Origin of the sequence: Streptomyces ardesiacus, assembly GCF_003112575.1 — a bacterium.
Taxonomy (GTDB): Bacteria; Actinomycetota; Actinomycetes; order Streptomycetales; family Streptomycetaceae; genus Streptomyces; species Streptomyces ardesiacus.
Genome location: NZ_BEWC01000004.1, coordinates 180,055 through 205,466 on the forward strand (window position 1 = coordinate 180,055; position 25,412 = coordinate 205,466).

A 25,412-nucleotide genomic window follows, 5' to 3' on the forward strand; every position below is an offset into this window, starting at 1 on the left:
GGTCATGTTCGTCCGGCACGATGCCTTGAAGGGAATCCGATGACGTTCGTCAGGCGCTTCGACCACGTCGGCATCACCGTCGCCGACCTCGACGCCGCGACGGCGTTCTTCGTCGGCCTCGGCCTGGAGGCCGACCGGAAGATGGCTGTCGAAGGCGAGTTCCTGGACACGGTGGTCGGCATGAGCAACGCCCGCACCGAGATCGTCATGCTGCGACCGCCCGGCGGAGGGACGACGCTGGAGCTCTCCAGCTTCACGCGGCCGGACCACCTCCCGGGCTCGCCTGCCGCGCCGGCCAACGAGTTGGGCCTCCGCAACGTCGCCTTCGAGGTGCACGACCTCCACGCCGCGGTCGAGCATGCCGCAGTCAACGGCTACGGCCTGGTGGGAGGCATCGGCACATACGAGGGCGTGTGGCGGATGGCCTACGTCCGCGGGCCCGAAGGAATCATCGTCTCCTTGGCCGAGCGCATCGAGAAGTAGGGGAGCATCATGAGCACGACCGTGACCGACGAACAGATTCAGGCTCTGGCCACGTCCGCGCGGCCCTACAGCCTGGCGCTCCTCCACTGGGGGCCGAAACGGACGATGGACGGCGCGGACGCCGTCGAACGCGAACACCAGCGGCGCATGGTGTCGCTGCGCGCAGACGGGGTGATCGCGATCCTGTGCCCGGTCGCCTCCGACACCGTGGCCGGCGTCGCGATCATGACGGTGCCGACCGAGGAAGCCGCGGAGATCATGGCCCAGGACCCCTGCGTGCGGGCCGGGATGATGCGCTGCGAGGTCCACCCGTGCCACGGCTTCCCCGGAGACGCTCTCCCCGCGTGAACGATCCCCGCCGGCACAACCGCCGCCTCCCCGCAGCGTGCGACTTGCCGTGAGTGAGGACCTGGTGCCGTGCAACCGGCGAGGACTCTTGATGCGGTCAGGCGGTCCTCCGAGGGGGTGCCCGGCTCGGTCGTGTGAATGATCAGGTCGGTGCGGAAGTCAGGGCTGAGCGTGGACAGTTCGACCCATGACCGCCATCGACCAGAACTGGCCTTCCCCTCACCCGGACTCCGTCACGGATGGAACCGCCACCGGCCTTCCGTGACGACGTCCAGCTCGCCGTCCCTGACGCGGACGGCCGTCTCGTCGTCGATGAAGTACACCGGGAAGTCCGCCCGCTCGGCGATCCGGTCGGCCCAGGCGTCGTCCCGCTCGGGGAAGTCCGGTGAGTACAGGTGGGGCTTGAGATACCAGTCGAAGAGGCCGAACGGCGGCTCCACGGTCGTCGCGCCGAGTACGTGCAGGTCCGCGGCGTCCCCGATGACGTCGGCCGAGTGTGCGGTGAGATGGCGGCTGAAGATCATTGATCCGGCGCTGAACCCCACGTAGATCCGGCTCTCCAGCGCCTTCAGGAGACCGTCGGCCAGGCCGTTGCCGGTGATGCTGCGCGCGAGGTGGTAATGGCTGCCGCCTGCCCCATAGATGACGTCGGCGTGGAGCAGCCGGTCGAGCACCAACCGCGGGGGCAGGCCGTTCAGCTCCAGGACGTCGAACTCCCGCCAGCCGAGGCCGTACAGCCGGTTCATGTCCGCGACGAGCCACCCGTGGTCGCCGGGCTCGGCGACGGACGCCGTGGGGACGTACACGACGTTCGCCGACCCGAAGGGCTTGCCCAGCATGTCCCGCAGAGCGTCCCGCAGCGTCTCGTTGCGCAGGCCGCTCGCCGTCATCAGAAAGTTCATCCGGCGAGCCAAGCACGGCTGAAGGGGGCCGCGCAAAACCCGTTCACCGGACGTGGGAGCAGACGGCCGGGACACGGCATGAGCCGAGTGTGTCGCACGTCGGCGCGGGCGCAAGCGCGGGCCGGGTCAGCGCCTTCGGCCGGCGTGCAGTTCCAGGTGCTCGGCTTCGAAGCGTGCACGGAAGTCCCGGTCGTGCGAGACCGCGACCACCGCCCCCGGGTACGCCGCGAGCGCCGTCTGGAGGTCCTCGACCAGGTCGAGTGCGATGTGGTTGGTCGGTTCGTCGAGGACCAGGAGGTCTGCGGGCCGGGTCACCAGGGTCGCGATCTGCAGCCGCCGCCGTTGTCCCACGGACAGGGCGGCGACCGGGACGTGGAGGTCCTGTTCGCGGAACAGGCCCAGGGACAGGAGGCGTTCGGCGTGCTCGTCCGGCGTCCCGGGCCGCCCGGCGGCGAACGCGGCGAGCAGCGGCATGGGCGGGGCGTGCGCGGGCAGTTCCTGGGCGAGGTAGCCGATCCGGGCGGGGCGGCGTACCGTGCCCGCGTCCGGCTGCAGGTCGCCGGCCAGGACGCGCAGCAGCGTCGACTTGCCCGCACCGTTCTCGCCCGTGACGAGGAGGCGCCCACCGGGTTCCACGGTTATGAGCCCGTCCAGGCGCAGCCGTTCCCCGACCCGTACGTGGTCCAGTTCGGCGAGTGTGCCCTGCGCCGGGCCGGCGACCGCCGACGGCGGCGCCGTCTGGAACCGGAGGGGTGCCGGCGGCTCGGCCACCGGGTTGCGCCGCAGCCGGTCCAGGCGCTCGCGCACCGAGCGCACCTGCCCGCCGAGCTTCGCCTCGCTGGAGCGGCGGTGCTTGCCGAAGCCCTGCTTCGGGTCACGGCCGGTGCCGGCCAGTCGCCTGCCGGCGGCCTCCAGCAGTTCCTCCGCGCGGGTCACCTCCTCGGCCCAGTCCGCGTACCGCTGCTCGGCTCCGCGCCTGGCTGCGGCCTTCGCGGCGCGGTAGCCGGCCCATCCGTCGCCGTACCTGCGCACGGTGCGCTCGTCCCGGTCGACCTCGAGGACGGTGGTGGCGATGCGTTCCAGGAAGCCTCGGTCGTGGGTGACCGCGACGACGGTGCCGCGGTGGGCGCGCAGGTGGTCCTCCAGCCAGCGCACGGCGGCCGCGTCGAGGTGGTTCGTCGGCTCGTCCAGGAGCAGCAGTTCGGGGGCGGCGGCCAGCACACAGGCGAGCGCGAGCCGCGCCTGCTCGCCTCCGGACAGCGAGCCGAGCGGGCGTTCCCGGGTGATCCGGGCCAGCCCCAGCCCGTGCACGGCGGCGTCCACGCGGGCGTCCGCCTCGTATCCGCCGCGCTCCTCGTAGGCGGTCAACAGGTCACCGTACGCGGTGAGTTCCTCCTCCGACGCGTCGGCGAGGGACGCCTCTGCGGCACGCAGCCGCCGCTCCATGTCGCGCAGTTCGGCCAGGGCGAGGTCGACGGCGTCCTGCACGGTGCGGTCCGCGTCGAGGTCGCGGGTCTGGGCCAGGTGGCCGGTCCCACCGGGGAACCGGACGGTGACCTCCCCGGCGTCCGGCACCTCGGCGGTGGCGAGCAGCCGCAGCAGGGTGGACTTGCCGGAGCCGTTCTCACCGATCACGGCGGCCTTCTCGCCCGGGCGGACGGTGAAGGAGACCTGGTCGAGGAGGGTTCGGGTGCCGTACGACTTGGTGACGCACCTGACGGAGAGCTGCGCCACGGCGGGGACGGCGGCGGTGGGCAGGGTGGTGCGAGCGCGGTCGCGCATGAGGGCTTTCCCTGGGGGTGCGAAGGGCCTACGGGCAGCAGAAACGGCGGCGGGGCCGTGCCGGGACTCAGACGAAGAAGAGGAAAGCCATGACCTCACCCTAGCAAGACGAAGCGTCTCGTCTCAAGGCGGGAGCGGCGGCGACCAGGGCGGTGACGTAGTCCTCGTGGGCTCGGTCCGCGGGGGCACGGCGCTCATGTGGAGACGCCGGGCCACGTGACGGGGTTCAGGACCACGCCGATGGCCGTGGTGAACTCCTGCCACGCCGTCCGCTCGCTGATCGGCGTCCGGCGTCCGGCGTGCGGCCTCGTTGAGCTCGTAGCAGCGCCTGCGGCGCTCACCGACGGACCGTCGGTCGCCGCGCAGCAGCCCGACGCGCTCGGGCCGGTTGGGCGCCGGATGGAGCAAGGGGGGTCGGCGCCCTGTCCGCGGGCAGTCCATGGACACCGGCCCCTCCCGTCAGTTGGCCGGGGACGGGACCGTGTCGCGCGGGGAGAGGGCGATGTGCTCGCCCTGCCACCGGCCGCGCAGGCTGCGGTCGTGGGAGACCAGGACGAGCGTGCCGGGATAGTCGGCCAGGGCCCGTTCCAGGTCTTCGACGAGCGCTGGGGAGAGATGGTTGGTGGGTTCGTCCAGCAGCAGGACGTCGCAGGGCCGGGTCAGCAGGCGGGCCAGGGCCAGACGCTGGCGCTGGCCCGTGGACAGTTCGGTGACGCGGGCCGTGAGGCGTTCCGGGGTGAACAGGCCGAGGGCCAGCAGGCGTTGGGCGTGCTCCTCGGGCTGCCCCGGCAGGCCCCGGGCGTAGGCCTGGAGCAGGGTCACGCCGGGGCGGCCGGGGGCGGGCTCCTGAGGGAGGTGACCCAGGCGCCCCCGGCGGGTGACCCGGCCGGCGTCGGGTGCGAGCCGTCCGGCCAGGACGCTCAGCAGGGTGCTCTTGCCGGTGCCGTTGCTCCCCGTGATCAGGAGGCGGTCCCCTGCCCGGACGGTGAGATCGGTGGGAGCCAGGCGGCCGGCGACGGCGACACCCGTGGCGTCCAGGACCGTGCCGGTGAGCCGGCCCGAACGCAGGGCGGGCGTGAAGCGGAGCGGTTCGGGCGGCGCGGGCACGGGCTCGGCGAGCAGGCGGCGCAGGCGTTCCTCGGCGTTGCGCACCCTGCTGGCCAGGGACTGCTGGACGCGGCCGCCGGCGCGGTCGTACGCCATCTTGTTGCCGTCGGTGATGGCCCGGCCGGGGGCGACACGGCGGGCGGTGGTGGCGGCCGCCTCCCGCTGGGCGGCCACCTCCGCCTCCCAGCGGGCGTGTTCCTGAACCCAGCGCTGCCGGGCCGCGGCCTTCTCGGCGAGGTAGCCGGCGTAGCCGTTGCCGTAGCGGGTGACGGTGCGGCGGTCGGCGTCGACCTCCAGCAGGGTGGTGGTGACGCGATCGAGGAAGGTGCGGTCGTGGGAGACCGCGACGGTGGTGCCGCGCCGGGTGCGCAGGTGGTCCTCGAGCCAGGCCAGGGCGGCGTCGTCGAGGTGGTTGGTGGGCTCGTCCAGCAGCAGGACCTCGGGGGACGCGGCCAGGAGCGCCGCCAGGCGCAGACGGACCTGCTCGCCGCCGGACAGCGCGCCGACGGCCCGGTCGCGCGGCAGGTGCCCGAGGCCGAGGCCGCGCAGGGCGCGCTCGACGCGGGCGTCGGCCTCGTAACCGCCGCGCAGTTCGAAGGCGGTCAGCAGGTCGCCGTACTCGGCGAGGACCCGGTCGTCGCCGTCTCCGTCGGTCATGGCGGCTTCCAGGTCGCGCATGCGGCGTTCCATGGCGCGCAGGTCGCTCAGGGCGTCGTCGACGGCCTGCTGGACGGTGTGGTGCGCGGGGAGGCCACCGTTCTGCGCGAGATGCCCGACTCCCCCGTCGGCCTGGACGGTGATCTCGCCGGTGTCCGGCTGCTCCGCCCGGGCGAACAGGCGCAGCAGGGTGGTCTTCCCCGAGCCGTTCTCCCCGATGATGCCGGTGCGCTCACCCGTGGTGAGGGTGCAGGTGACGGAGTCGAGGACGAGACGGCCGTGGTACGACTTCGTGACGGCGCGGGCGCTGATCTGCGTGGGCATGAGGGTGCTCCGAGACGTTCGTGTGCGGGGCGGCCCCGGCGGGCCGCGGGATCCGGTGAGCGTCCCGGAAGAGCATGTCCACTCCTTACTGCGACAACAGTTGCATTAAGATGCTGTCATGGTGGCCGCGGTGGGAGCAAGCGGAAATCGCGACACGGGACCCGGGTCCGGTCGACCGTCGGACGGTGGGCGGACGGGGCCCTCGGCGTCGGTCCCGGTACGACGGCCGGGCGGCCGTACCGCACGCGTCCGGGCACACGTACTCGTCGCGGCGCGGGAGTTGCTCGTGGAGCGGGGTTACGACGAGCTGACGATGGACGCGGTGGCGGAGCGGGCCGGGGTGCACCGCACGACGGTGTACCGGCGCTGGCGGGACGTGGGCGGGCTGCTCGCCGACGTTCTCGACGCCGCCGGGGGTGACGACTGGCGGCCACCGGACACGGGGACGCTGGAGGGGGACCTGGTGGCCGTGAACGCCGAGGTGGAAGCCGCCCTCTCCGCCGAGGCGGTCGTCGCCGCGCTGATCGCCGCCTCGTTCCGTTCCCAGGAGGCCGCCGGCGCGCTGCGGCGGTTCTGGGAGGAGCGGTACGCACGGTGCGCCGTCGTCGTCGAGCGGGCGGTCCGGCGGGGCGAGTGCCCCGAGGGCACGTGCGCGCGGCGGGTGCTGGTCGCGGCCACGGCACCCGTGTACCAGCAACGGGTGCTGGTGCGCGGCGGGGCCGACCCGGAGCTGGGACGCCAGGCGGCCCGGAGCGTGGCGCTGGGCGCGGCGGGCGGGGTGTTCGTGTCCGGGGCGGGCGGGGGATGAGGGCGTCGCCCGCCCCGGCGGTGGCCGGCGCGGGCATCGGGACAGGTCCCGTGCGCCCGGTGCGGTGGTGCGAGCGGGCGGGCGGCGCCCCCGGTCTCCGGTGCTCTCGTCGGGGCTCAGGCGCCGCCCGCCACGTCGGTGCGGGCCTGCTCCGCCAGCCGGCGCTTGGCGTCGTCCCAGGTGATGGGCAGGGTGGCGACGTCGACCTCCCAGAAGGTGAAGGTGGAGTCGCGCATCGTGGAACGCAGCGAGGTCACGATGCCGCGGTGCGGTTCGGACTTGGCGTAGGCGTACAGGGTGTCGCGGTCCTGCCAGGCCGACAGCGTGTAGAAGACACGCCTGGAGGGCTGCGCGATCAGGGAGGCGCCGTAGGCGCCGGGGGCCGTGCGGACCTGTTTCCAGGCGGCCAGGGAACGCAGGAAGAAGCGGGGCACGTCCTTGAGCGTCCGTACTTCGAAACGGGACGCCATGACGAACGCGGTGCCGTGCTGCGGGGGCGGATTCGGGACGATCCAGGGAAGGGTGGGCACAGTGATCTCGCCTTCAGGAACGGTGAGTGACACTATCCATAGTAGGGAGCATTGGACAGTGGCACTACCCGTTATCCAAAATGGGTGCCTCGTGGACCATGGACACAGGACGAGCAGGAAGCGAACCGGATGCGCATCTCCGAGCTGAGCCGCCGCAGCGGGGTCTCCATCCCGACGATCAAGTACTACCTTCGGGACGGGCTGCTGCCGCCCGGCCGCGCCACGGCCGCCAACCAGGCCGCGTACGACGAGGAGCACGTGCGCCGGCTGCGGCTGATCCGCTCCCTGATCGGGGTGCGGGGGCTGTCGGTGAGCGCGACCAAGGACGTGCTGGCCGCGGTGGACGCCAATCAGGGCGACCTGCACCTGCTGCTCGGGCTGGTGCTGGGCGCGCTGCCGGTCGAGCGGTCCGGCAGGCCGTCGCGGTCGGGCCCGGAGGAGGGCTCCGAGCGGGACGCGGAGCCGGTCGCGGAGCGGGACGCGGGGGGCGCCGTCGACGACGTGGCGGCGCTGACCGCCGAGATGGGCTGGCAGACGTCCCCGAACCCGCCCGCCGCGCAGGTGATCTCCGAGACGCTGGCGACGATGCGGGCGCTCGGGGTGGACTACGACTGGCGCTCGCTCGTCCCGTACGCCGAACTCGCCGACCGCACGGCCCAACTGGACCTCGACCAGCTGCAGGACGCGGGCGACCCGCTGCAGCAGGCCGAGCGGGCACTGCTGCTGACCGTGCTCCTGGAGCCGGCACTGCTGGCCCTGCGGCGGCTCGCGCAGGAGCACCACTCGGCGCTGCGGTTCCGCAACGACTGAGGCAGCCGGTGACGCCGGACGCGGCCTACGGCCGTGTCCGCGCCGGCCCGGCGCACGGCACGGACACCGTGCGCCTGAGGGCCACTGTTGCTCCGCCGCCATCGGCCCGCCGGCCGGCTGGACAGGCGGCCCCGCGCGGCGGGAGAGGTCGCCGGCCGAAGGGCGTCAGCCCTGGCGGCCCGGGAGCATGGCCAGTGCCCGGGAGCGCTGGGCGACGAGGTCGTCGTAGGTGCCGTCGCGCTCGGCCCAGCGGTGCACGAGGACGCCCTTCACGAGGATCTCGTCGGGGGTGGGGTCCTGCGAGAGCAGGTGCATGACCTCGGTGGCGAAGTCGTCGAGCGGCAGCGCGTGCGGGTTCACCTTTTCCTGTCCTGCCGTGGCGACGGCCGGAGGGACGAGCTCGACGACGCCGACACCGGTGCCGTCGAGCTGCGCGCGCAGTGCCTCGGAGTAGGCGTGCACGGCGGCCTTCGAGGCGGCGTAGCTGGGCATGGGCGGGAACGGCAGGAAGGCGATGCCGGAGGTGACGGTGATGAACGTGCCGCTGCCCCGTCGGACCAGGTGCGGGGTGAAGGCGTCGACGACCCGGATGGTGCCGAGCAGGTTGGTGTCGATCGTCGTGGCCGCCGCCTCGAAGTGCGCGGGGTCGCGCAGGTCCTCCAGGAGCATGACCCCGGACATCGTCACCACGGTGTCCAGCTCGGGGTAACGGGCGAGCGCGGTGTCGCGGGCGGACGCGACGGAGGCGCTGTCGGTGACGTCGACACTGAGCGTGCCGAAGCCTTCCTCGGCGAGTTCCGAGAGGGCCTCCGGGCTGCGTCCGCCGACGGCCACGGTGCTGCCCGCCGCGGCGAACCGCCGGGCCAGCTCCCGCCCGATGCCCGAGGTTCCGCCGACGATGAGAACGGTGCGGTTGGAGAGATCCACGAGGTCTTTCCTCCGGTTCAGGGCGCCGCCGGCGTTCGGGCCCGCGGCGCAGGCAGTGATCCGCGCTGTCCCTTCCGGAACAGTGCCGTCCCAGTCTTGACGCCCTCCGCCGGCTGTGGCAGTGCCCCCGTCTTCCCTGGTCCTGTCAGGGCCCCCTTTGTGATGCGCGCACCGCATTACGGTGTCGGTATGAAGGATGAGGAATCCGGCAACCGGCTCGGCAGCTACCTCCGTGCCCGGCGTGAGCTGGTCTCCCCGGCGCAGGCGGGACTCCCGCCGGGGGGCAACCGCCGCGTGCCCGGTCTGCGCCGTGAGGAAGTCGCCCTGCTCGCCGGAATCAGTCCCGACTACTACCTGCGCCTGGAACGGGGCCGTGACAAGAACCCCTCGCCGCAGGTCCTCGAATCACTCGCGCGGGTCCTGCAGCTCGACGAGGTCGAGCGGACGTATCTGCTCGGCCTCGCGGCGGCACGCCCCAGAGCGCCGCGGCGCAAGCGGCCCGAGCACGTACCGGCGCGGGTGCACGAACTGCTCGCCCACCTTCAGATCCCCGCGTTCGTCGAGGGGCGCGCGTTCGACGTCCTGGCCTCCAACCCCATGGCGGTCGCCCTCTCCCCCCGCCTGCGGCCCGGTCAGAACCGGCTGCGTTCCCTCCTCCTCGACCCCGAGGAACAGGCCTTCCACCAGGACTGGACGAAGGCCACCGCCGATTTCGTCGCCGCTCTTCGCACCACCATCGGGGACGACACCGACAACCCCCGGTTCGTCGAACTCGTCGGAGAACTCGCACTGTCCAGTCAGCGGTTCCGTACCCTGTGGGCCCGCCACGACGTCCGCGCACTCGACGGAGGCACGACCACCGTCCACCACCCCGTCGTCGGTGAACTCCACCTCCACCGCGACAAACTCGCCATCGAGGACGTCATCCTCGTCGTGTACTACCCCGACAAGGACAGCGCCAGCGACGAGAAGCTACGGCTGCTCGCCACGCTCTCCCACCCCGAGACCGAGGGCCCCGCACACGACCGGCCGTCGCACGGAGGCCACCGCTAGGGGGTACGTCCTCGATGCCGGCGCCGTCCTCCCGACCCCCGTGGCGGGAGGACGGCGCGGTCCTGTGGGCGGCCGCCCGGTCAGTACAGCTTGTCGACGGCCGCTCTCGTGGTCTTCTTGAAGGCGGCCACGGGAGCGTCGTGGAAGTCGCCCATCTGTCCCCACTGGACGACGGTGACGGTCCTGTCGTCCCGGCCGACCGACAGCAGGGCGATGTCGGTGGCGCCCCAGGTGGTCTCGGTGTGCAGGCCGCGGACGTGGGCGCCCTCCTCGACCGGCAGGGTGCCGTAGTCGCGGCCCTCGGCCTCGACGTCGGGCGAGGACGCCTCGATGCGGTCGGCGCAGGTGCGGATCAGGTCGTCGTAGTGCTTCGCCAGCGCCTTGGCCCGGGCGGTCGTGCCCGCGACGACGGTCATCTGCACGGCGCCGGTGTCCAGGTCGGTCCGGAACCGCCGGTGCCGGTAGGCGTAGGCGGGCACGGTCTCCGTGCTGACGCACAGTCCGAGTTCGTCCGGGAAGCCCTCGGTGACGGGCCCGGCGGCCCAGGACGACGTCGGGTGCGGCGGCATCTGGGACGCCGACAGGAACGTGGGCGTGGGCGCGGCACCGGCGGCCGGTGCGGTGAGGACCGTGCCCGCCGCGAGGGCGGCGGCGGTGAGTGCGGTGAGCGCGCTCGCTGGGATGCGCAGGGACATGGGTGTTCCCCCGTGGATGACGTGTGGGTGCGGGTGCCGCGGGGCCGGCTGGTCGGCCCGGGCCCGGTGGGCGCGGCACCAAGAGCATCAGCGGTCACGGGGAGCGGATGCAAGGGCCGCCGGCGGGCCGGGTGCGGTGGAACCATCCCAGCCCGTCTGACGTGCAGGTACATGAGTGCCTGGGATACCGTCCCGGGCCGGGCTGGAGTCGTACGAGGACGGGTGGGCCTGTGCCGGTACAGGGGGACTGCGACGGCGTCGACGAGGTGGCCGGGTTCGCGGTGCTGCTGCGGGCGCTGAAGGAACGCACGGACCGCAGCTACGGCACGCTGGCCCGGCGTCTGGGCATGAACACCTCGACGTTGCACCGTTACTGCGCGGGTGACACGGTGCCGCTCGACTTCGCCCCCGTGGAACGCTTCGCGGCCCTGTGCGGGGCGACCCCGGAGCAACGCCTGGAACTCCACCGCCGTTGGCTCCTGGCGGTGGAAGCGCGCCGCCGGCCCCGTACCGCGGGTCCGGTGCACGGCGGGCCCGCCGCCCCGGCGAACGCCGTGGACGACGCGACGCCCGGCGCGGACACCGCGGTGCAGGGCGTCACCGAACCGGATGCGGCGCCGGTCAGCGACAGCGTGCCGTCCGACCCGCCGGCCTCGGAGGCGGCGACGGCCGGACCGGACCACGCGCCCCCGCTCCCCCGCCCGCACCACCCCTGGTACCGCCGCAGACGTCCCGTGGCCGGGCTGGCCTGCGCCTGTGCCTGTGCCGTACTCGCGGCGCTCGCGGCCCTGTCCACTCTGCCGGGCAGGCAGCCGGCGTCTGCCGACGGTGCCGCCCGGGGCGCCGGTCCGACCGCGTCCGGCGCGCCGGCCCCCGACACGGCCGAGGCCCGGCCGCCTGAGTCCCGGGGCGCCTCCCCCGGCCACAGGGGCACCCCCACCCCCGGCACTTCGAGAGGCTCTTCGGACCCCGCCGCCCGGACGGGGCAGCCGGGCGCCGCCCGCCCCTCCGGCGCGGCGCCCGCCCCTTCGCGCGGCGAGCAGCCCGCCGGGCCGCCGCTCACGTGGTCCGTCGACTCACAGGCCTGGAAGCTCGGCTGCGGCCACGACTACGTCATCGCCAAGCCACCGGACCAGGTCCCCCCTCCCCCTGCCCCCCAGGACGCGGCGCCCTGGGCGGCGACGCAGAACGCGGTGCACGGCGGCGAGACGCTCGTGCGGCTGTCGGTCCAAGGGCGCAGCGACACCGCTGTCGTACTGGAGGCACTGCGCGTGCGTGTGGCCGGCCGCACGGCGCCGGCCGGGGGCAACGCCTATGCCATGGACCAGGGCTGCGGCGGCTCGCTCACTCCCCGGTCCTTCACCGTGGACCTGGACAAGGACCGGCCCATCGCCCGCGCGGTCGCCGGGAACGACTCCGGCACGCCGATCCCGGCCCCGCACATGCCCTACCGCGTCTCCGCGAAGGACCCCGAAGTCCTGCTGGTCACTGCCTCCACCAGCTCGTGCGACTGCCGCTGGTACCTGGAACTGGACTGGTCCTCCCAGGGCCGCACGGGCACCGTGCGCGTCGACGACCGCGGCAGCCCGTTCCGCACCAGCGCCATCAAGGACCTGCCCCGCTACACGTACGACACCCAGGGCCGCGAGTGGAGGCCCTACGCCTAGGTTCTCCTGGAGCGGACCGGTCGGTCAGTGACCGGCCACCGTCCCGGACAGTTCGTTGGTGCCCTTCGGCAGCGTCACCGACGTCAGCTTGTCGCCCGAGTCCAGGTCGAAGGCGTGCAGTTGACGCTTGCCCGGTTCGGAGACGTACGCCGTGTGGTCGCGGACGAACAGGGTGGGCCTGGGCTGCTGCCAGTCCAGGGGCTCCGTCCAGTCGCCGACCGCTTCGATCCTCTTCTCCACCTTTCCGCTCTCCGGGTCGATGACGTGGAGGACACCGTTGGTGCCCAGCACGAGGGCCTCGCCGTGCGGACCGCGGGCGAGCGAGCGGAAGGAGTAGCTGGTGCCGAGGTCGACCAGCTTCATCTTCGCCGTGCGGGTGTCGATCAGAGATATGCGGGTCGGCCGCTCCAGCTCCGCCTCGGGGTCGGTCTTGTAGTCGCCCAGAAGGATCGGGGAGGCGTCGCTGCCTGCCTGGTTGCCGGTGCGGGCGTAGTCGTCGGGGGCGTCGACCTTGGTGAACTCGCCGTTCTTGTACAGCAGAACACCGTTCTCGCAGCCGAGGCCGACCACCTCGTCCTCGGCGGCGGCCTCGCCGTGCACGCCCGGGCAGTTCTCGGCGCGTGCGATCTCCTTGTTGTCCTTGTCCAGGACGAGCGCGCCGGTGCGCTTCTCCTCGGTGCCCAGGGTGGTGAGGAGTTCACCGCCGGCCAGTTCGACGGCGACGCCGTGGTGGGGCTCGGCGGAGGTGTAGGTCCGGCCCGCGGGCTGCTTGCCGCCGGCCAGGTCGGCGGGATCGAAGACGTTCACCTCGCCCGTACCATCGGTGAACAGGACCGTCCTGCCTCCGTGCCGCACGACGTGACCGGGCTTCGCGCCCTTGAACTCGGCTTCCGTGAAGGTCTGGTGGACTGCGTCGAACACGCGGAAGCCGCTGTCCGTGGAGATGATGACGTGGTCTTCGTCGCCCGCGGGGCTGACCCGGTTGAAGCCGGGCAGTTCGATCGTCTTCGCCGGCTCCAGGGTCTCGCCGTCGAGGACGTACAGTCCCCCGTCGTAGGAGGCGACCAGCGGGTTCCTGACCGCGGCGGCCCCACTGCCCTTCGTCTGGTTCTTCGGCCCGGCGTCGGACGCGTCGTCGTCGCTGCCGCCGCAGGCGGTCAGTGCCATGGACGCCGTCAGGGCGAGGGCGGCTCCCGTGAGCGTCCTGGCGCGTGTCGACCTGTTCATCGTGGGTATGTCCTCTCCGGCCCTGAGGGCACGGGTTGTGTGGTGGAACGGCGGCGGTGCGCCGGCCGTCGGGGAGTCCGTTCGGTCACCGGGCGGGTCGGTGACGGGTGAGGCCTTCGGTCAGGGCCGAGGCGTTGGCGCGCATCATCTCGAGGTAGGTCCCGGCGCCCTTGCCCTTCTCGGTCAGCGACTCGGAGTACAGCGGGACGACGTCCACGTCACCGCCCATCTCCCGGCGCAGGACCTCCGCGAGCCGGGTGGGCTGGGAGGAGTCGGCGAAGACGGTGCGCACGCCGGCCTCCTCCATGGCCCGGGTGAGGGAGCGCAGGTCGGAGGAGCTGGGTGAGGCGAGTGTCGTGCCGCTGGGGACGACCGCGCCGATCACCCGGAAGCCGAAGCGGTCGGCCAGGTAGCCGAAGACGTGGTGGTTGGTCACCAGGGCCCGGCGGCCCTCGGGGATGGACGCGAAGGACTTCTCCATCCAGGCGGTGAGGTCGGCGAGTCGGCCGTCGTAGCGTGCGGCGTTGTCCCGGACCGCTTGCGCGTTCACTCCCTCGACCTGTTCCACGACGTGGTCGGCGATCAGGCCGGCTGCCTTGCGCACGCGGTCGGGATCGGTCCAGAAGTGCGGGTCCGGTTCGCCCGCCCCGCTGTCGGGGCCGCCCTCCCGGTCGGTGCGGAAGGTGAGAGGGTCGGCCGCCTCTCCGGCCGCGAAGGTGGCCACGCCCGAGGCGCGGGCCGCCTCGACGTGCCGCAGCACGTTCTCCTCGAGGCCCAGACCGTTGTGGACGACCAGGTCCGCGTGCTCCAGTTCGGCGGCCTGCACGGCCGACAGGCCGAAGGAGTGCGGGTCGGCATTGGGCTTCATCAGGACGCTGACGTCCGCCTCGTCCCCGACGATCTCCCGGGTGATGTCACCGAGGATGTTGGTCGTCACCACGACCCGGGGCCGCTCGTCGTCGCCGCTCGTGCAGCCGGCGGCGGTACCGGCGACGACACAGAGGCTGACCAGGGTGAGCAGCAGGGCGCGCAGCCGTGCTGCCCGCACACGCGCGCTCATCGGCCCGTCTCCACCATCAGGGACGGTCGGACGTCCAGGTCGAAGGTGCGGGCGACACGGAGTTCGTCGTTGTAGTCGATCTCGTACACGCGCCTGCCTTCGGGGTCGTTGAGGTAGGCCCGGTTCCGGTCGACCTCGATCACCGGCGCCGCGGCACCGCCGGTGGCGGTCCCGGGGACGTTCCTCAGCAGACGTTCGGTGACCGCGATCTCCCTGCCGGTGGACGGGTCGTATCCGTGCAGGGCTCCGTCGGTCTCCAGAACCATCAGCGGTGAACCCTCGCCCGCGGTGTTGGCCGCGACCACCGGGCCGGTCTCCACCCGCGTCCAGGTCTTCTCGGTGACGTCCAGGACCCAGACGGCGTTCTCGCCCGCGGACGCCGTGAGCGTGCTGCTGCCCGGACGGTGCTGGAACTCCGCCGCCCGCCGCGCCCTCGGTACCTGCTCGCCGTACGGGATCTTCTCGGCGGTGAAGGTGCCGCCGTCCTCGCGGACGAGCAGGGCACCGTCGGCGCAGCCGAGGACGACCCCGCGCCGGGTGACCGCGTCGCCCCCGGGGTCCTCGCACTCGGGCTCGGGAGCGGCGACGGGCTTGCCGGACCGGTCGAGCACGACCACCTTCGCGGGAGCGTCGCCGTCGGGCACGAGGGCGACGAGGTGTTCCGCGTACGGCACGACGGGCCCGGCGTAGGTGCCCGGCAGCCGGTCGGGGGCGTCGAGGAGGCCCTTCTCCAGGTCGGCGCGCACGTGGACGGCGGCCTTGCCGTCCGCTGCCGTGGTGACCGTGACGCCCGCGTCGCCGCGGAGGCTCGTCCCGGAGCCGCCCGGGAGTTCGCCGACCTCCTTGATCTGCGCACGGTAGTAGTGCACGTGGTCCCCGTGGTCGACCGTCCACGCGCCGCCGTCGAGGACGTGGGTGCCGTCCGCGCCCTGGACGTACCCGAAACGGCCGTCCGTGGTGAGCGCGGTGAGACCGGCTCTGCGCGCGGTGGCGTGGATCTCGCCGGTGATCAGGTCCAGCACCCGGGTGTCGCCGGTGGCGGGGTCGCCGAGAAGGAGCCGTGACTGCTGTTCGGCGGACTCGGTGGCGCCCTCGACGTAGCCGTGGGGGGTGCCGGTGGTGGAGGAGGAAGGGCTCTCGGCGCTGGAACGGGCGTCCTCCCGGCCCGCGCAACCCGCGGTCAGCAGGGCCACGGACAGGAGTGCCGGCACCAGGAAGGTGACTTCTCTTCGGACGAACAAGGGGATCGCCTCAGGTTCCGTTCGGTGGGGTCGTGGGGGCGTTCGGGATTCACGTGGCGGCGCGGGCGGCGGGGCCCGCGCGGCGCGCGAGACGCCGGTCCCGGGCACCGGCCGCCAGGTGGGACAGGAAGAAGAGGCTGACCGCGAGGGCCGAGACGGTCGCGCCGGCGGCGGTGCTCAGGTGCCAGGAGAGCAGCAGGCCGCCGAAGGTGGCGGCCGCTCCGAGGGCCGCGGCGAGAACCATGACGCCGCGCACGCTCCGCGCCCAGGGCAGCGCCGCCGCCGGTGGGGCGATGAGCAGACCGAGGACGAGCAGTGTGCCCACGATGTGGAACGAGGCCACGATGGCCAGGGCCAGCAGGCCGAGCAGCACGGCGTGTGCGCGACGGGGGCGCAGGCCGAGGGTCTCGGCCTTGCGGTCGTCGAACGCGAGCGCCAGGAAGGCCCGGTGGCCGGACACCGAGACGACCAGCGCCAGCAGCAGCGCCGCCCCGAGCAGGAACAGGTCGCTCTCGCGCACCGCGAGGACGTCGCCGAAGAGAAAGCCGGTGAGGTCCACGGCGAACGACTGCGAGCGCGACACGAGGATGACGCCGAGGGACAGCATGCCGACGAAGAGCAGGCCTATGCCGGTGTCCTGGGAGAGCCTCGGCGTGCGGCCGAGGACGGTGACGCCGGCCGTCATCACGGCCGCGCTCACCACCGCCCCGACCAGCAGGTTTCCCCCGAGCAGCGCGGCGACCGCCACGCCCGGCAGGAGTCCGTGGGACATCGCGTCGCCGAGGAAGGCCATTCCTCTCAGCACCACCCACGTCCCCGCGAGGGCGCATGTCGCCGACACCAGGATCCCGGCCCACAGGGCCCGCTGCACAAAGGCCGCCTCGAAAGGGGCCGTCAACCACTCCATGGCAGCACACTACAATGACAATCATGTTCAATAAACACCCGGTGGCGCCGCCCGACGACGTGCCGATGCGTGAACGCGTGCGGTTCAGCGACCTGGAGGCGGGGTACCGCGGTCGTCCGGTGCTCCGTCGACTCAGCGCTTCCATACCGGCGTTGGCCATGACGGCACTCGTCGGGCCGAACGGCAGCGGGAAGTCCACACTGCTCGGTGTTCTCGCCGGCGTGATCGAAGCCACAGCCGGGCAACTCCACTACGCGGAGGGCCGCCCGCCGGCCTTCGTCCCGCAGCGCGGCGCCGTCGGCGACGCACTCCCCCTCACAGCACGACAGACCGTGGAGATGGGGCGCTGGAACGAGCGGGGACTGTGGCGGCGGCTGACCCGGCGGGACCGGGCCCTGGTCGACTCGGCCATGGAGCGCCTGGGAGTCGCCGGGCTCGCCGCCCGCCAGCTCGGCGAGTTGTCCGGTGGCCAGCGTCAACGCGTACTGATCGCCCAGAGCTTGGCCCAGCACTCCGACCTGCTGCTCCTGGACGAACCGACCACCGGACTCGACCCCGGAGCCAGGGAAGGGATCACGGCACTGCTGACGGACCTGGTCGCCGACGGCACGACCGTCGTCCAGGCCACGCACGATCTGGAAGCCGCCCGCTCGGCCGACACCTGCCTGCTCCTCGGCGACGGACGGCTGGTGGGGCAGGGTCCGCCCGAGGAGGTCCTCACCCCGGCCGCCCTGTCCCGCACCTGGCGGCCGGCGTGAAAGGCCGGACCGTGCCGGACTCCCGCCCGCGCATGAACCGCCCGGCAGGAGTCGGCGGATGTGACCGGTCCCGCTCCTCGACGACGGTCAGGCCGCGTCGGGCGGTGTGATGCCGAGCATGTCGGCGCACTCGCACCGCCACCTCCCGGCAGGACGCCGCGACCGAGCTGAGCAGCGGCGAGTTGACCGTACGCGGCACCATCGCCCTGCTGCGCGACAGAAGGGCCGAGAGGCTCGACCACACACCGGTCCGCCCGGTCACCAAGGACCCGTCAGAGTTCCGCCTCTTCCATTCGGGTGTCGAAGGCCTCGCGGGCGGCCGTGATGGCGGGCATGTGCTGTGACGCCCAGGTCAGCAGTACGTCGACGGGGTGGCGCAGGGTCTTGCCCAGGGGTGTGATCCGGTACCTGACCGCCACGGGGCGGGTGGAGACGATCTCGCGCTCGACCACGCCGTTGCGTTCGAGTCGCCGAAGCGTCGCGGTCAGCGACTTCTGTGTGACCTGGGGAACGGCCCGGCGCAGTTCGTTGAAGCGGCACGGGCGTTCGCACAGTTCGTTGAGGACGCTGAGCGACCATTTGTCGAGGATCTGGTCGAGCAGTTCGCGGTGCGGGGCGTCGATGCGGAGTCCGGCGTCGGTATCCATGGTGAAACCTGGTCTCGTTGAAGTGTCCTTCCTGCACTAGGTAGCTTACGGATACCTGTTGCGGAGGAAAGGGAGGACGACATGACTGTTCAGCACTTCACCCCGGAGGGCATGCTGCAGCCGACCCCGTATCACCACGTCGCCGTGGGCACGGGGACCAAGCACGTTCATGTCAGCGGTCAGATCGCGCGCCGGGCCGACGGGACCCCGGTCGCACCCGGTGACCTGGCGGGTCAGGTCGCCCAGGCACTGCGCAACACGTCCGTCGGTCTGGCAGGCGCGGGCGCGTCGTTCGCCGACGTGCTGCGCCTGACCTTCTATGTGACGCGGTGGAGCCCCGAGAAGATCGGCGACTTCATGACCGGGGTCGAGTCCGTTGCCGACGGGATCGGACTGCGCCTTCCGATGCCTCCGGCCTCGCTCATCGGCGTCGAGTACCTCTTCGAGCCGGACGTACTCGTCGAGGTCGAGGCGACCGCACTCATCGACTGACGCCGCCCTCCTGCGTGCCGGCGGACCTCCGCGGGACGGTGCCGGCGGGCGGTCCGGGCGATCTCGCGACATCGTCCTGATGGCCCTCGGCATCGGCATCGGCATCGGCGCCATGTACGTCGCACTGCAGACCACCTCTTGAGCGGCGCGGCGCCGCACGACTCCGTGCCGGTGAACCGGTGCCCCCCACGCGTATCCGCGCCCGGGTGCTCAGGAGCGGGGGCGCAGTACCTCGAGGGTGCCGGTCTCGGTGTCGTAGCTGCGCAGGGTGACGAGCCGCGCCGACAGCGGTGGCGGGGGCAGGAGTTCGGGGACGCGCCGGCCGGTGAAGGCCCCGGCCCGCCGGGTGCGGCCGAGGGTGATGTGCGGGCTCCAGCGCCCGGGGTCGTGAAACGGGCTGAGGGTCTGGGGCGGGCTGTCCGAGGTCACCGCCTCCCACACCCGGCGGTGCAGGGCGGCCAGGCCGGCCTCGCGCTCCAGCGCCCAGGCCAGCACGGAGGTGGGCCGCTCGAAGCGGACCACGCCCGTGAACCGCACCGGGACGGGCAGTGCGGCGGCCACCTCGGCCAGCTCCCAGCGGATCGGTGCGGTCAGCTCGGGGCAGGCGGCCAGGGTGAGGTGCGGGCTGTTGGTCGGCGAGCGGTGGCGTGCCTGACTGGGCAGTCCCGCGTCCGCGAGGCGCCGCCAGGCCTCCCGCACCGCCAGGTCCGCAGCCTCGTCCAACAGGAGCTCGACCGTACGCACCGCCGCAGCCTACCCCGCCGCCCGGACACCCTGTGGACGGCGGGAGCCGCGCCGGAGGGGAGGCGGAGGGAGGGCATCGCGACGGCGGCGGCTCAGGCGTCCGGGATCCAGCTGCCGTGGAATCCCAACGGCACCCGGCCGGGCAGCCGGACGCGGGCCAGCGGGTGACCGCCGAAGTCCTGGGCCGAGAGGATCACCAGGTCGGTCGCGCCGCGGTCGGGGTCGTGCACGTACGACAGGACGTAGCCGTCGTCCTCGTCCCGCGCTCCGCGTCGCGGGACGAACACCGGCTCGCCGACCGCAGCGCCCCGGGGGAAGCGGTGGAGCTGCCTGCTGCCGCGCAGCATGTCGTGCTTCACCAGGTAGTTGGCGAACTTCTCGTCGGGGTACACCCCGTCGGCGGCCTCGTACGCGCGCCACATCTCGGCCGCGCACGCGGTGTAGGCGTACCGGTGCCGTCGCGAGACGAGGCTCTCGTTGATACGGGGGAACTCCTGCGGACGGTCGTCGAGCCGGGTGCTGCGGACCCGGCCCGCGCGCAGGTCGATCGTCCACCGGTCGAGCGTCGGCGACCCGGTCGCGGAGGGCCCGCCCATGCCGCGCCCGGCGGCGTAGAACGGCGCGGGGAATCCGATGTACTCCATCACGACCGTGTCGCCCTGGTCGTAGGCGTTGAGGGTGTGCGAGTAGTACACGGGGTCGATCTCGAACCAGCGCGTGGTGCCTCTGGCGCGCGGCAGCAGTCCGATGCGCATGGGGTGCCGGTCGTTCCACTCGTACGGCACGAGCGCGCCGGCCTCCGCCGCGGCGGCGTCGAAGGTGATCGGGACGTCCACGATCACCACGTACTTCTCGGTGAGCGCGAAGTCGTGCATCATCGGCGCGTCCGCGACCGGGATCCGCGTGGCCGGGCGCGCCCTGCCGGTGCGGTCGACCACGATGTGCCGCACGTGGTCCCAGGTGGGGTAGTAGGCGATCGCGTGCAACTCGTCGGCGGTCGCGTCGTACTTGGTGTGCGCGGCGAGCGGTCCCCGGAGCGTGGAGCGGAAGTCGTAGGGGCGCACGGTGTTGAGTTCGCCGTCCAGTTCGTACGGCAGTGGTCCGCCTTCCTGCGTCGCGAGGATGCGGCCCTTGTACGGGATCACGTGCGTGTTGCACGCGAAGTCGTCCGGCGGTACCGGGCCCGGATAGGTCTCGCCGAGCTTCGCCGTCACCTGCGTGGAGCGCACCCAGCGGTTGCGGTACCACTCGGCGCGGCCGCCCCGCAGCCGCACCCCGTGCACCATCCCGTCGCCGAGCATCCAGTGGTGGGCCCGTACGTCTTCGACGCCCAGCGCGTTCGGGCCGTTGCGCAGGTAGCGGCCGTCCAGGTCGCGGGGGATGCGGCCGACGACGTCGAGGTCGAAGGCGGTCAGCTCCTCGGTGGCCGGTGTGAAGGCCCCTTCCAGGAACGGGATCGACCCGGTCGTGGTGCTCTTCGGAGGAGCCGGGTGCGCCCGCGCCGCGGTGGTGAGGGGGCCGGGCCCGACGCCGCCGACCACACCGCCCGCCGCCGCGACCGCGGCGCCCTTGAGGACTTTCCGTCGCGTGTGACTGCCCATCGTGATCCCTCGTTCCTCCGTCGTGTCCGGCCGCCCCGGCCGGCTGCGTGGTGACGGGACCAACCCTCCTCCGGCGGCGCCCGCGAAGCAGGTGGCCCAGACACCGGACCGGGGGTGGTGCCGGCACCACCCCCGGGGACGCGCGGCGGGGCACGGGCGCCGTTACGCGGAGTCCGGGGCGAGCCGGTAGCGGCCGCCGCGGTGGGTGCCGAAGGAGACCACGTTCTTCTCGGGGCGGTCGGCGTGGGCGCCCTCGACGTGCACCGGGTGCGGGGGGCGGATCCGTACGGGGTTGCCGAGCAGCGAGCGCACCTCCGCGCGGGTGATGCCGTCCGCCGTCCACTCCAGGTCGACCTCGAAACCGTCGCGCGCCCGCAGTCCCCGGAAGGAACCGGTGGGCCATGCCGCGGGCAGGGCGGGCAGGACGGCCAGCAGGTCGATCTCACCGGCGTGGCTCTGCAGGAGCATCCCGGTGATGCCGGAGACGCCGCCGAAGTTGCCGTCGATCTGGAAGGGCGGGTGCAGGTCGAAGAGGTTGGGCGCGGTGGCCGAGGCGTACGGGGCCGCCTGGGTCGCGGAGTGGAACCGGCACGTCACCGCCGAGGGGATCGGCCGGCCGTGACCGGCTGAACGCGACGAGGCGGCCGGGCGACCGGCCGGGCGACGGTCCCCCGACCGCCTCGTCGCAGCGTCCTACGCCTGCTGCGCGTCCGGCACGTCCGCCGGACGGCGGCGGGCCCACGAGGACGTGATGTGCTCGCGCATCGCCTCGGCGGCCGCGTCGCCGTCCCCCGCGAGCACGGCGGCCGCGACCCGGGCGTGCCCCTCGTGCGTGAGCTCTATGTCCTCGCGCGTCGGGTCGCCGCTGTACTGCGGCGAGCGCACGGCCTTGCCCTGGACGCTGGAGACGATGGCCCGTCCGAACGCGTCCTGGGAGGCCCGGTGGATGATCTCGTGGAACTCGATGTCCGCACGCGAGTACGCCTCGGGATCGTCGATCAGGCCCGCCAGTTCATCGAGCTTGGCGGCCAGCGCCGCCGACTGCTCCTCGTCGATCCGCCCGGCGGCACGGGTGGCCATCGCGCACTCCAGGGTGGTCCTGATCTCGATCAGGTTGTCCAGGTAGACCAGCCGGTCCTCGCGCTGGAACAGGGCGTCGAGGACCAGCGGGTCGAGCAGGCTCCACTGGTCCTGGCCCAGTACGACGGTCCCCCAGCCCTGACGGGTCGCCACCAACCCCTTCTCGGCGAGCGTCGTCGTCGCCTCCCGGATCACGGTCCGGCTCACCTCGTACGCCTCACCCAGCTCCTCCGCCGACGGCAGCGCCGTGCCCGGCGGGTACTCGCCGAGCACGATGGCCGTGGCGAGGCTCTGGACGACGGCCGCGGCGAGCGGTGGCCGGCGTCGTCGCGGGCGGGACACGACGGTGGTGTCCGCAGACGGCTCGATCATCTGGTCAGAGACTCCCCATGCTCGTGCAGGCTCCCGCCCCCGCTGTCCAATGACTCCAGGCTAGCCGAACACGCCACGGTCATCACTCGTATCACAAGTCGCGACTGGCCGTGGGACGCGCCGGCCGGGAGCGCTGGCCTTGGGCACGGCCTGCCGGTCAGTCCCGTCGGGTACAACGCCAACCCGGTCGCGCACGCGGCGGCCGCCGTGCCCAACCACCCGGTGACCGAGGTGCAGGATCTGTCCCTCCCGGTCGGACCGCGGGTGGACCAGGAGATCACCGACGGCGGGATCGTCCTCGGTGACGCCCCCGGCCCGGGGGATCGAGGTCGACGAGGAACGCACCGTTGCGCGGGCCGCGTCGGGCGGGTGGTCCCTGCCGTCCGGACCGCACGTCCGCCCGGCCGACGCTGGCCTCAGGTGACGCGGGGACCGATCGCCAACGCACGTGCAATGCCGATGCGTTGCCGCCGGCCTCCGTTGTTCCACGCCCGCTGCTCGACATGAGAGGAAGAGGAACGGCCTTGCGAGGCACGTCGGAACGGCGGCCGGCGCACGGCCCCGGACCGGCGTCATCCTCCGTTTGACGCAGGGGACTTGGCCACTCCTTTCCGATCACGCGTCGTCTCCGTACGATGGCCCCATGTTCCGCAGCCGACGCCGCCTCGCCGCCCCGCGGTCCCGCGTGCTCCTCTCGTGCGGCTGTTGTTGATCCGCACCGCGTAGACGACGCTGTCCCGCGCCCGGTCCGGAGCGTGTCCAGGCACCCTCGGACGACGCGTCGCCGCCGTTCCTTTCGTCCCCTCCGGGACGGCCGCCCTTCCCTTCCCCGTCCGCTCGGGGCACGTCCCCGCGCCCCCCCCGTGAAAGGCAGCCCCTCATGCGCACCCCCGAATCCGCCTACGACCGACGCAGACTGCGGCAGTGGCTCTCCGGCGAGGCCCGGGCCGACGGTGTCTCCCGGCGTGACATGCTCCGGCTGCTCACCGCGGCCGGACTGGCCGGCGCCGTGCCCGCGGCGCTGGGCGCTCCGGCCGCGGCCGCCGCTGCCACCGCGCCCGGCATCGTCAAACCCCTGCCCGAGGACCTGTTCACCGTGCGGGGCACGAACGCGGAGACACGGTTCGCCGCCCTCGCCGGCACCGGGTACCACACGCCCAACGACCGCTTCTTCGTCCGCAACCACACCGCGACGCCACTCCTCGACGCGGCCGACTGGAAGCTCACCGTCTGGGGCGACGGCCTCTTGGGGCACCGCTCCGTCGACTTCTCCCTGGCCGACCTGAAGAAGCTGCCGTCCGTCACGCACAGCGCGTTCGTGGAGTGCGCGGGCAACGGGCGCAGCTACTTCACCAGCCAGCAGGGCCAGGAGGCCGGTGGCACCGCCTGGACCCTCGGGGCGATCGGCGTCGCCCGCTGGCGCGGGGCACGCCTGGCGGACGTCCTGAGGCGGGCGGGGCTCGACCGGCGGGCCGTGGACGTCCTGCCCCGGGGCCTCGACGACGACTACGTCACCGCCGACGGCACGAACCTCGGCCGGGTGCGCCGCCCGTTGCCGCTGTCCAAGGCACTGGACGACGTGCTGCTCGCCTACGAGATGAACGGCGCACCGCTGCCGCCCGACCACGGGCATCCCGTGCGGGTCCTCGTGCCCTCGTGGATCGGCATCGCCTCCGTCAAGTGGGTCGGCGACATCCAGGTGTCCGCGGAGCCGCTGTACTCGCCGTGGAACACCGACTTCTACCGCCTGTTCGGCGACGCCCACCCCGAGGGCGGCAGCGCCCCGCTGACCCGGCAGACGGTCAAGAGCGCCTGGGAACTGGACGGGCGGACGAACCTGACAGCGGGCGTGACCCACCGGCTCACCGGGCGGTCCTGGTCCGGCGCCGGCGGGGTCGTGCGGGTGGACGTGAGCACCGACGGAGGCACTTCGTGGAGGGCCGCCCGGCTCCACGACGCACCCCGGCGCGACGGCTGGGTCCGCTGGTCGACCCCCTGGCGCCCGCCGTCGCCGGGGACCTACACGTTGCTGGCCCGGGCGACGGACACGGCGGGGCGGACCCAGCCGGACGTCACCGTCCACAACACCCAGGGCTATCTGTTCGACGCGGTCGTGCGGCACGGCGTCAGCGTGGTCTGACGCTCCGGCGGGTGCGGTGGGAGCCCCGGGCCCCGTACGGCGGCCCGGGGCTCTCGCCGAGGTGCTGTCTCAGCCGGCCAGGTCGCCGAGGAGTGCCCAGGTGCGGCGCCGGTCGGCTTCTCCCGCGATCTCCGTGCCGGCGAAGACCACCTCCGTCGCTCCGGCGTCCCGGTAGCGGCGTACCTCCGCCGCGACCGTCTTCTCGTCGCCGATCACCGCCACGTCGGACGCCCGGAGTCCCCCGGACTGCTCGATGACGCGGGCGTAGGAGGGGATCTGTTCGTAGAACGCCAGGTGCCCGGTGGCCTTCTCCCGGACCGCTGCCACGTCGTCCGTGACGACGCCGTGCACCAGGGCGACGATCCTCGGCGCGGGCCGGCCGGCGGACTCCGCCGCGGCGGTGAGGGCCGGGACGATGTGCGTCTCCAGTGCGCGGGGGCCCGCCAGATAGGGCAGGATGCCGTCCGCCAGTTCGCCGCTGACCCGCAGGGACTGTGCTCCCATCGCCGCGACCAGCAGGGGGACACCCGCTTCCGCACCGGGCACGCGGGCGGGGACCGGGGTGACGGCCGTCAGCAGTTCGCCCCGGAAGTCGGCGGTGCCGTCCCGCGTCAACTGCCGCAATGCGGTGAGGAATTCGCGCAGCCGGGCGATGGGCCGTTCGAAGGGCAGGCCGAAGCCGCCCTCGGTGAGCAGTTTGGTGCCGAGCGCCAGTCCGAGGTGGTAGCGGCCGTGGGTGGCCGCCTGCGCGGTCTGGGCCTGGCTGGAGACGAGCAGGGGGTGCCGTCCGAAGACGGGGATCGCGGAGGTGCCCACCTGGAGCCCGGGCACCTCCCGTCCGACGATTGCGGCGAGTTGCGGCGAGTCCGCGCCGAAGGTCTGGCCGAACCAGGCGGAGCGCAGCCCGGCGGCCTCGGCCTCGCGGGCCAGTTCCACCGTGGCGTCGACCTGGTTGCGCACGTCGCCGGCGTTGAGTGCTACTCCTACTGTCATGTCGGTGCGAACCTCCGGTGTCCGATGCCGATTCCGGTTCCCGTGTGTCGGCTTCTT

General features: G+C 72.9%; 25 protein-coding genes. 9 read left to right on the forward strand and 16 right to left on the reverse strand.

What is annotated here, in order from left to right:
• Positions 1-39 precede the first annotated feature (39 nt).
• Together Sdi02f_RS15765 and Sdi02f_RS15770 are read left to right on the forward strand one after the other, a co-directional pair.
• Positions 40-483 (forward strand): VOC family protein, encoded by a 444-nt coding sequence (locus Sdi02f_RS15765; RefSeq protein ID WP_053639533.1) that lies wholly within the window; start codon positions 40-42, stop codon positions 481-483.
• Positions 484-492: 9 nt separating this feature from the next.
• Positions 493-831, forward strand: coding sequence for a YciI family protein (locus Sdi02f_RS15770; RefSeq protein ID WP_053639532.1), 339 nt, complete (start codon positions 493-495; stop codon positions 829-831).
• Between the two features lie 233 nt (positions 832-1,064).
• Here Sdi02f_RS15770 and Sdi02f_RS15775 read toward each other — a convergent pair whose 3' ends face one another.
• The 3 genes from Sdi02f_RS15775 to abc-f (Sdi02f_RS15785) form a co-directional block, all read right to left on the reverse strand.
• Positions 1,065-1,733 carry a Type 1 glutamine amidotransferase-like domain-containing protein gene (locus Sdi02f_RS15775; protein WP_108933503.1) on the reverse strand — a complete coding sequence of 223 codons (669 nt, stop codon included), beginning with the start codon at positions 1,731-1,733 and terminating at the stop codon, positions 1,065-1,067.
• Positions 1,734-1,859: 126 nt separating this feature from the next.
• Positions 1,860-3,515, reverse strand: coding sequence for a ribosomal protection-like ABC-F family protein (gene abc-f / locus Sdi02f_RS15780; protein WP_108933504.1), 1,656 nt, complete (start codon positions 3,513-3,515; stop codon positions 1,860-1,862).
• A gap of 459 nt (positions 3,516-3,974) precedes the next feature.
• The gene (gene abc-f, locus Sdi02f_RS15785; protein WP_108933505.1) at positions 3,975-5,603 is read right to left on the reverse strand and encodes a ribosomal protection-like ABC-F family protein; all 1,629 of its coding nucleotides are present in this window, start codon (positions 5,601-5,603) and stop codon (positions 3,975-3,977) included.
• A gap of 118 nt (positions 5,604-5,721) precedes the next feature.
• Between abc-f (Sdi02f_RS15785) and Sdi02f_RS15790 the strand changes: the two genes are divergently transcribed.
• Positions 5,722-6,411 carry a TetR/AcrR family transcriptional regulator gene (locus Sdi02f_RS15790; RefSeq protein WP_108933506.1) on the forward strand — a complete coding sequence of 230 codons (690 nt, stop codon included), beginning with the start codon at positions 5,722-5,724 and terminating at the stop codon, positions 6,409-6,411.
• A gap of 116 nt (positions 6,412-6,527) precedes the next feature.
• On the opposite strand, the gene Sdi02f_RS15795 is transcribed toward Sdi02f_RS15790, so the two are convergent.
• The gene (locus Sdi02f_RS15795; RefSeq protein WP_108933507.1) at positions 6,528-6,941 is read right to left on the reverse strand and encodes a DUF3291 domain-containing protein; all 414 of its coding nucleotides are present in this window, start codon (positions 6,939-6,941) and stop codon (positions 6,528-6,530) included.
• Between the two features lie 129 nt (positions 6,942-7,070).
• Here Sdi02f_RS15795 and Sdi02f_RS15800 point away from each other — a divergent pair, with 129 nt between their 5' ends.
• Complete coding sequence (locus Sdi02f_RS15800) at positions 7,071-7,751, forward strand: MerR family transcriptional regulator (RefSeq protein ID WP_108933508.1); 681 nt, start codon at positions 7,071-7,073, stop codon at positions 7,749-7,751.
• 165 nt (positions 7,752-7,916) lie between these two features.
• Here Sdi02f_RS15800 and Sdi02f_RS15805 read toward each other — a convergent pair whose 3' ends face one another.
• The gene (locus tag Sdi02f_RS15805; protein WP_108933509.1) at positions 7,917-8,678 is read right to left on the reverse strand and encodes an SDR family oxidoreductase; all 762 of its coding nucleotides are present in this window, start codon (positions 8,676-8,678) and stop codon (positions 7,917-7,919) included.
• A gap of 189 nt (positions 8,679-8,867) precedes the next feature.
• Here Sdi02f_RS15805 and Sdi02f_RS15810 point away from each other — a divergent pair, with 189 nt between their 5' ends.
• Positions 8,868-9,731 (forward strand): helix-turn-helix transcriptional regulator, encoded by an 864-nt coding sequence (locus Sdi02f_RS15810; protein ID WP_108933510.1) that lies wholly within the window; start codon positions 8,868-8,870, stop codon positions 9,729-9,731.
• Between the two features lie 80 nt (positions 9,732-9,811).
• Here Sdi02f_RS15810 and Sdi02f_RS15815 read toward each other — a convergent pair whose 3' ends face one another.
• Positions 9,812-10,426: a hypothetical protein gene (locus tag Sdi02f_RS15815; RefSeq protein ID WP_030400521.1), complete on the reverse strand. Its 615-nt coding sequence runs from the start codon at positions 10,424-10,426 to the stop codon at positions 9,812-9,814.
• 230 nt (positions 10,427-10,656) lie between these two features.
• Between Sdi02f_RS15815 and Sdi02f_RS15820 the strand changes: the two genes are divergently transcribed.
• On the forward strand, positions 10,657-12,093 hold the full coding sequence (locus Sdi02f_RS15820; protein ID WP_245962199.1) for a transcriptional regulator: 1,437 nt from the start codon (positions 10,657-10,659) through the stop codon (positions 12,091-12,093).
• A 24-nt stretch (positions 12,094-12,117) separates the two neighbouring features.
• On the opposite strand, the gene aztD is transcribed toward Sdi02f_RS15820, so the two are convergent.
• The 4 genes from aztD to aztB all read right to left on the reverse strand — a co-directional run bounded on the left by aztD (position 12,118) and on the right by aztB (position 16,528).
• Positions 12,118-13,320 (reverse strand): zinc metallochaperone AztD, encoded by a 1,203-nt coding sequence (aztD, locus tag Sdi02f_RS15825; RefSeq protein ID WP_108933512.1) that lies wholly within the window; start codon positions 13,318-13,320, stop codon positions 12,118-12,120.
• Positions 13,321-13,405: 85 nt separating this feature from the next.
• A complete protein-coding gene (gene aztC / locus Sdi02f_RS15830) occupies positions 13,406-14,380 on the reverse strand; it encodes a zinc ABC transporter substrate-binding protein AztC (protein ID WP_053639525.1) in 975 nt (324 codons plus the stop codon).
• On the reverse strand, positions 14,377-15,621 hold the full coding sequence (locus Sdi02f_RS15835) for a PQQ-binding-like beta-propeller repeat protein (RefSeq protein WP_108933513.1): 1,245 nt from the start codon (positions 15,619-15,621) through the stop codon (positions 14,377-14,379). The genes aztC and Sdi02f_RS15835 overlap by 4 nt, the downstream gene beginning before the upstream one ends.
• A gap of 49 nt (positions 15,622-15,670) precedes the next feature.
• Positions 15,671-16,528 (reverse strand): zinc ABC transporter permease AztB, encoded by an 858-nt coding sequence (aztB, locus tag Sdi02f_RS15840; protein WP_053639523.1) that lies wholly within the window; start codon positions 16,526-16,528, stop codon positions 15,671-15,673.
• Between the two features lie 14 nt (positions 16,529-16,542).
• On the opposite strand from aztB, the gene aztA reads away from it, so the two are divergent.
• The gene (aztA, locus tag Sdi02f_RS15845) at positions 16,543-17,286 is read left to right on the forward strand and encodes a zinc ABC transporter ATP-binding protein AztA (protein WP_078886483.1); all 744 of its coding nucleotides are present in this window, start codon (positions 16,543-16,545) and stop codon (positions 17,284-17,286) included.
• Positions 17,287-17,558: 272 nt separating this feature from the next.
• On the opposite strand, the gene Sdi02f_RS15850 is transcribed toward aztA, so the two are convergent.
• Positions 17,559-17,933 (reverse strand): winged helix-turn-helix transcriptional regulator, encoded by a 375-nt coding sequence (locus Sdi02f_RS15850; RefSeq protein WP_108933514.1) that lies wholly within the window; start codon positions 17,931-17,933, stop codon positions 17,559-17,561.
• Between the two features lie 81 nt (positions 17,934-18,014).
• On the opposite strand from Sdi02f_RS15850, the gene Sdi02f_RS15855 reads away from it, so the two are divergent.
• Positions 18,015-18,425 carry a RidA family protein gene (locus Sdi02f_RS15855; protein WP_030400513.1) on the forward strand — a complete coding sequence of 137 codons (411 nt, stop codon included), beginning with the start codon at positions 18,015-18,017 and terminating at the stop codon, positions 18,423-18,425.
• 210 nt (positions 18,426-18,635) lie between these two features.
• Here Sdi02f_RS15855 and Sdi02f_RS15860 read toward each other — a convergent pair whose 3' ends face one another.
• The 4 genes from Sdi02f_RS15860 to Sdi02f_RS15875 form a co-directional block, all read right to left on the reverse strand.
• On the reverse strand, positions 18,636-19,169 hold the full coding sequence (locus Sdi02f_RS15860) for a 2'-5' RNA ligase family protein (RefSeq protein ID WP_030400512.1): 534 nt from the start codon (positions 19,167-19,169) through the stop codon (positions 18,636-18,638).
• 92 nt (positions 19,170-19,261) lie between these two features.
• Positions 19,262-20,770, reverse strand: a complete 1,509-nt coding sequence (locus Sdi02f_RS15865) for a carotenoid oxygenase family protein (RefSeq protein WP_108933515.1) — start codon at positions 20,768-20,770, stop codon at positions 19,262-19,264.
• A gap of 162 nt (positions 20,771-20,932) precedes the next feature.
• Entirely contained in the window at positions 20,933-21,367 is a 435-nt protein-coding gene (locus tag Sdi02f_RS15870) for a glycoside hydrolase family 95-like protein (protein ID WP_055469625.1), read from the reverse strand.
• A gap of 96 nt (positions 21,368-21,463) precedes the next feature.
• The gene (locus Sdi02f_RS15875) at positions 21,464-22,222 is read right to left on the reverse strand and encodes a FadR/GntR family transcriptional regulator (protein ID WP_030400509.1); all 759 of its coding nucleotides are present in this window, start codon (positions 22,220-22,222) and stop codon (positions 21,464-21,466) included.
• 880 nt (positions 22,223-23,102) lie between these two features.
• Between Sdi02f_RS15875 and Sdi02f_RS15885 the strand changes: the two genes are divergently transcribed.
• Positions 23,103-24,362 (forward strand): sulfite oxidase, encoded by a 1,260-nt coding sequence (locus Sdi02f_RS15885; protein WP_108933516.1) that lies wholly within the window; start codon positions 23,103-23,105, stop codon positions 24,360-24,362.
• A gap of 69 nt (positions 24,363-24,431) precedes the next feature.
• On the opposite strand, the gene Sdi02f_RS15890 is transcribed toward Sdi02f_RS15885, so the two are convergent.
• Positions 24,432-25,355: an LLM class F420-dependent oxidoreductase gene (locus Sdi02f_RS15890; RefSeq protein WP_108933517.1), complete on the reverse strand. Its 924-nt coding sequence runs from the start codon at positions 25,353-25,355 to the stop codon at positions 24,432-24,434.
• Positions 25,356-25,412 lie beyond the last annotated feature (57 nt).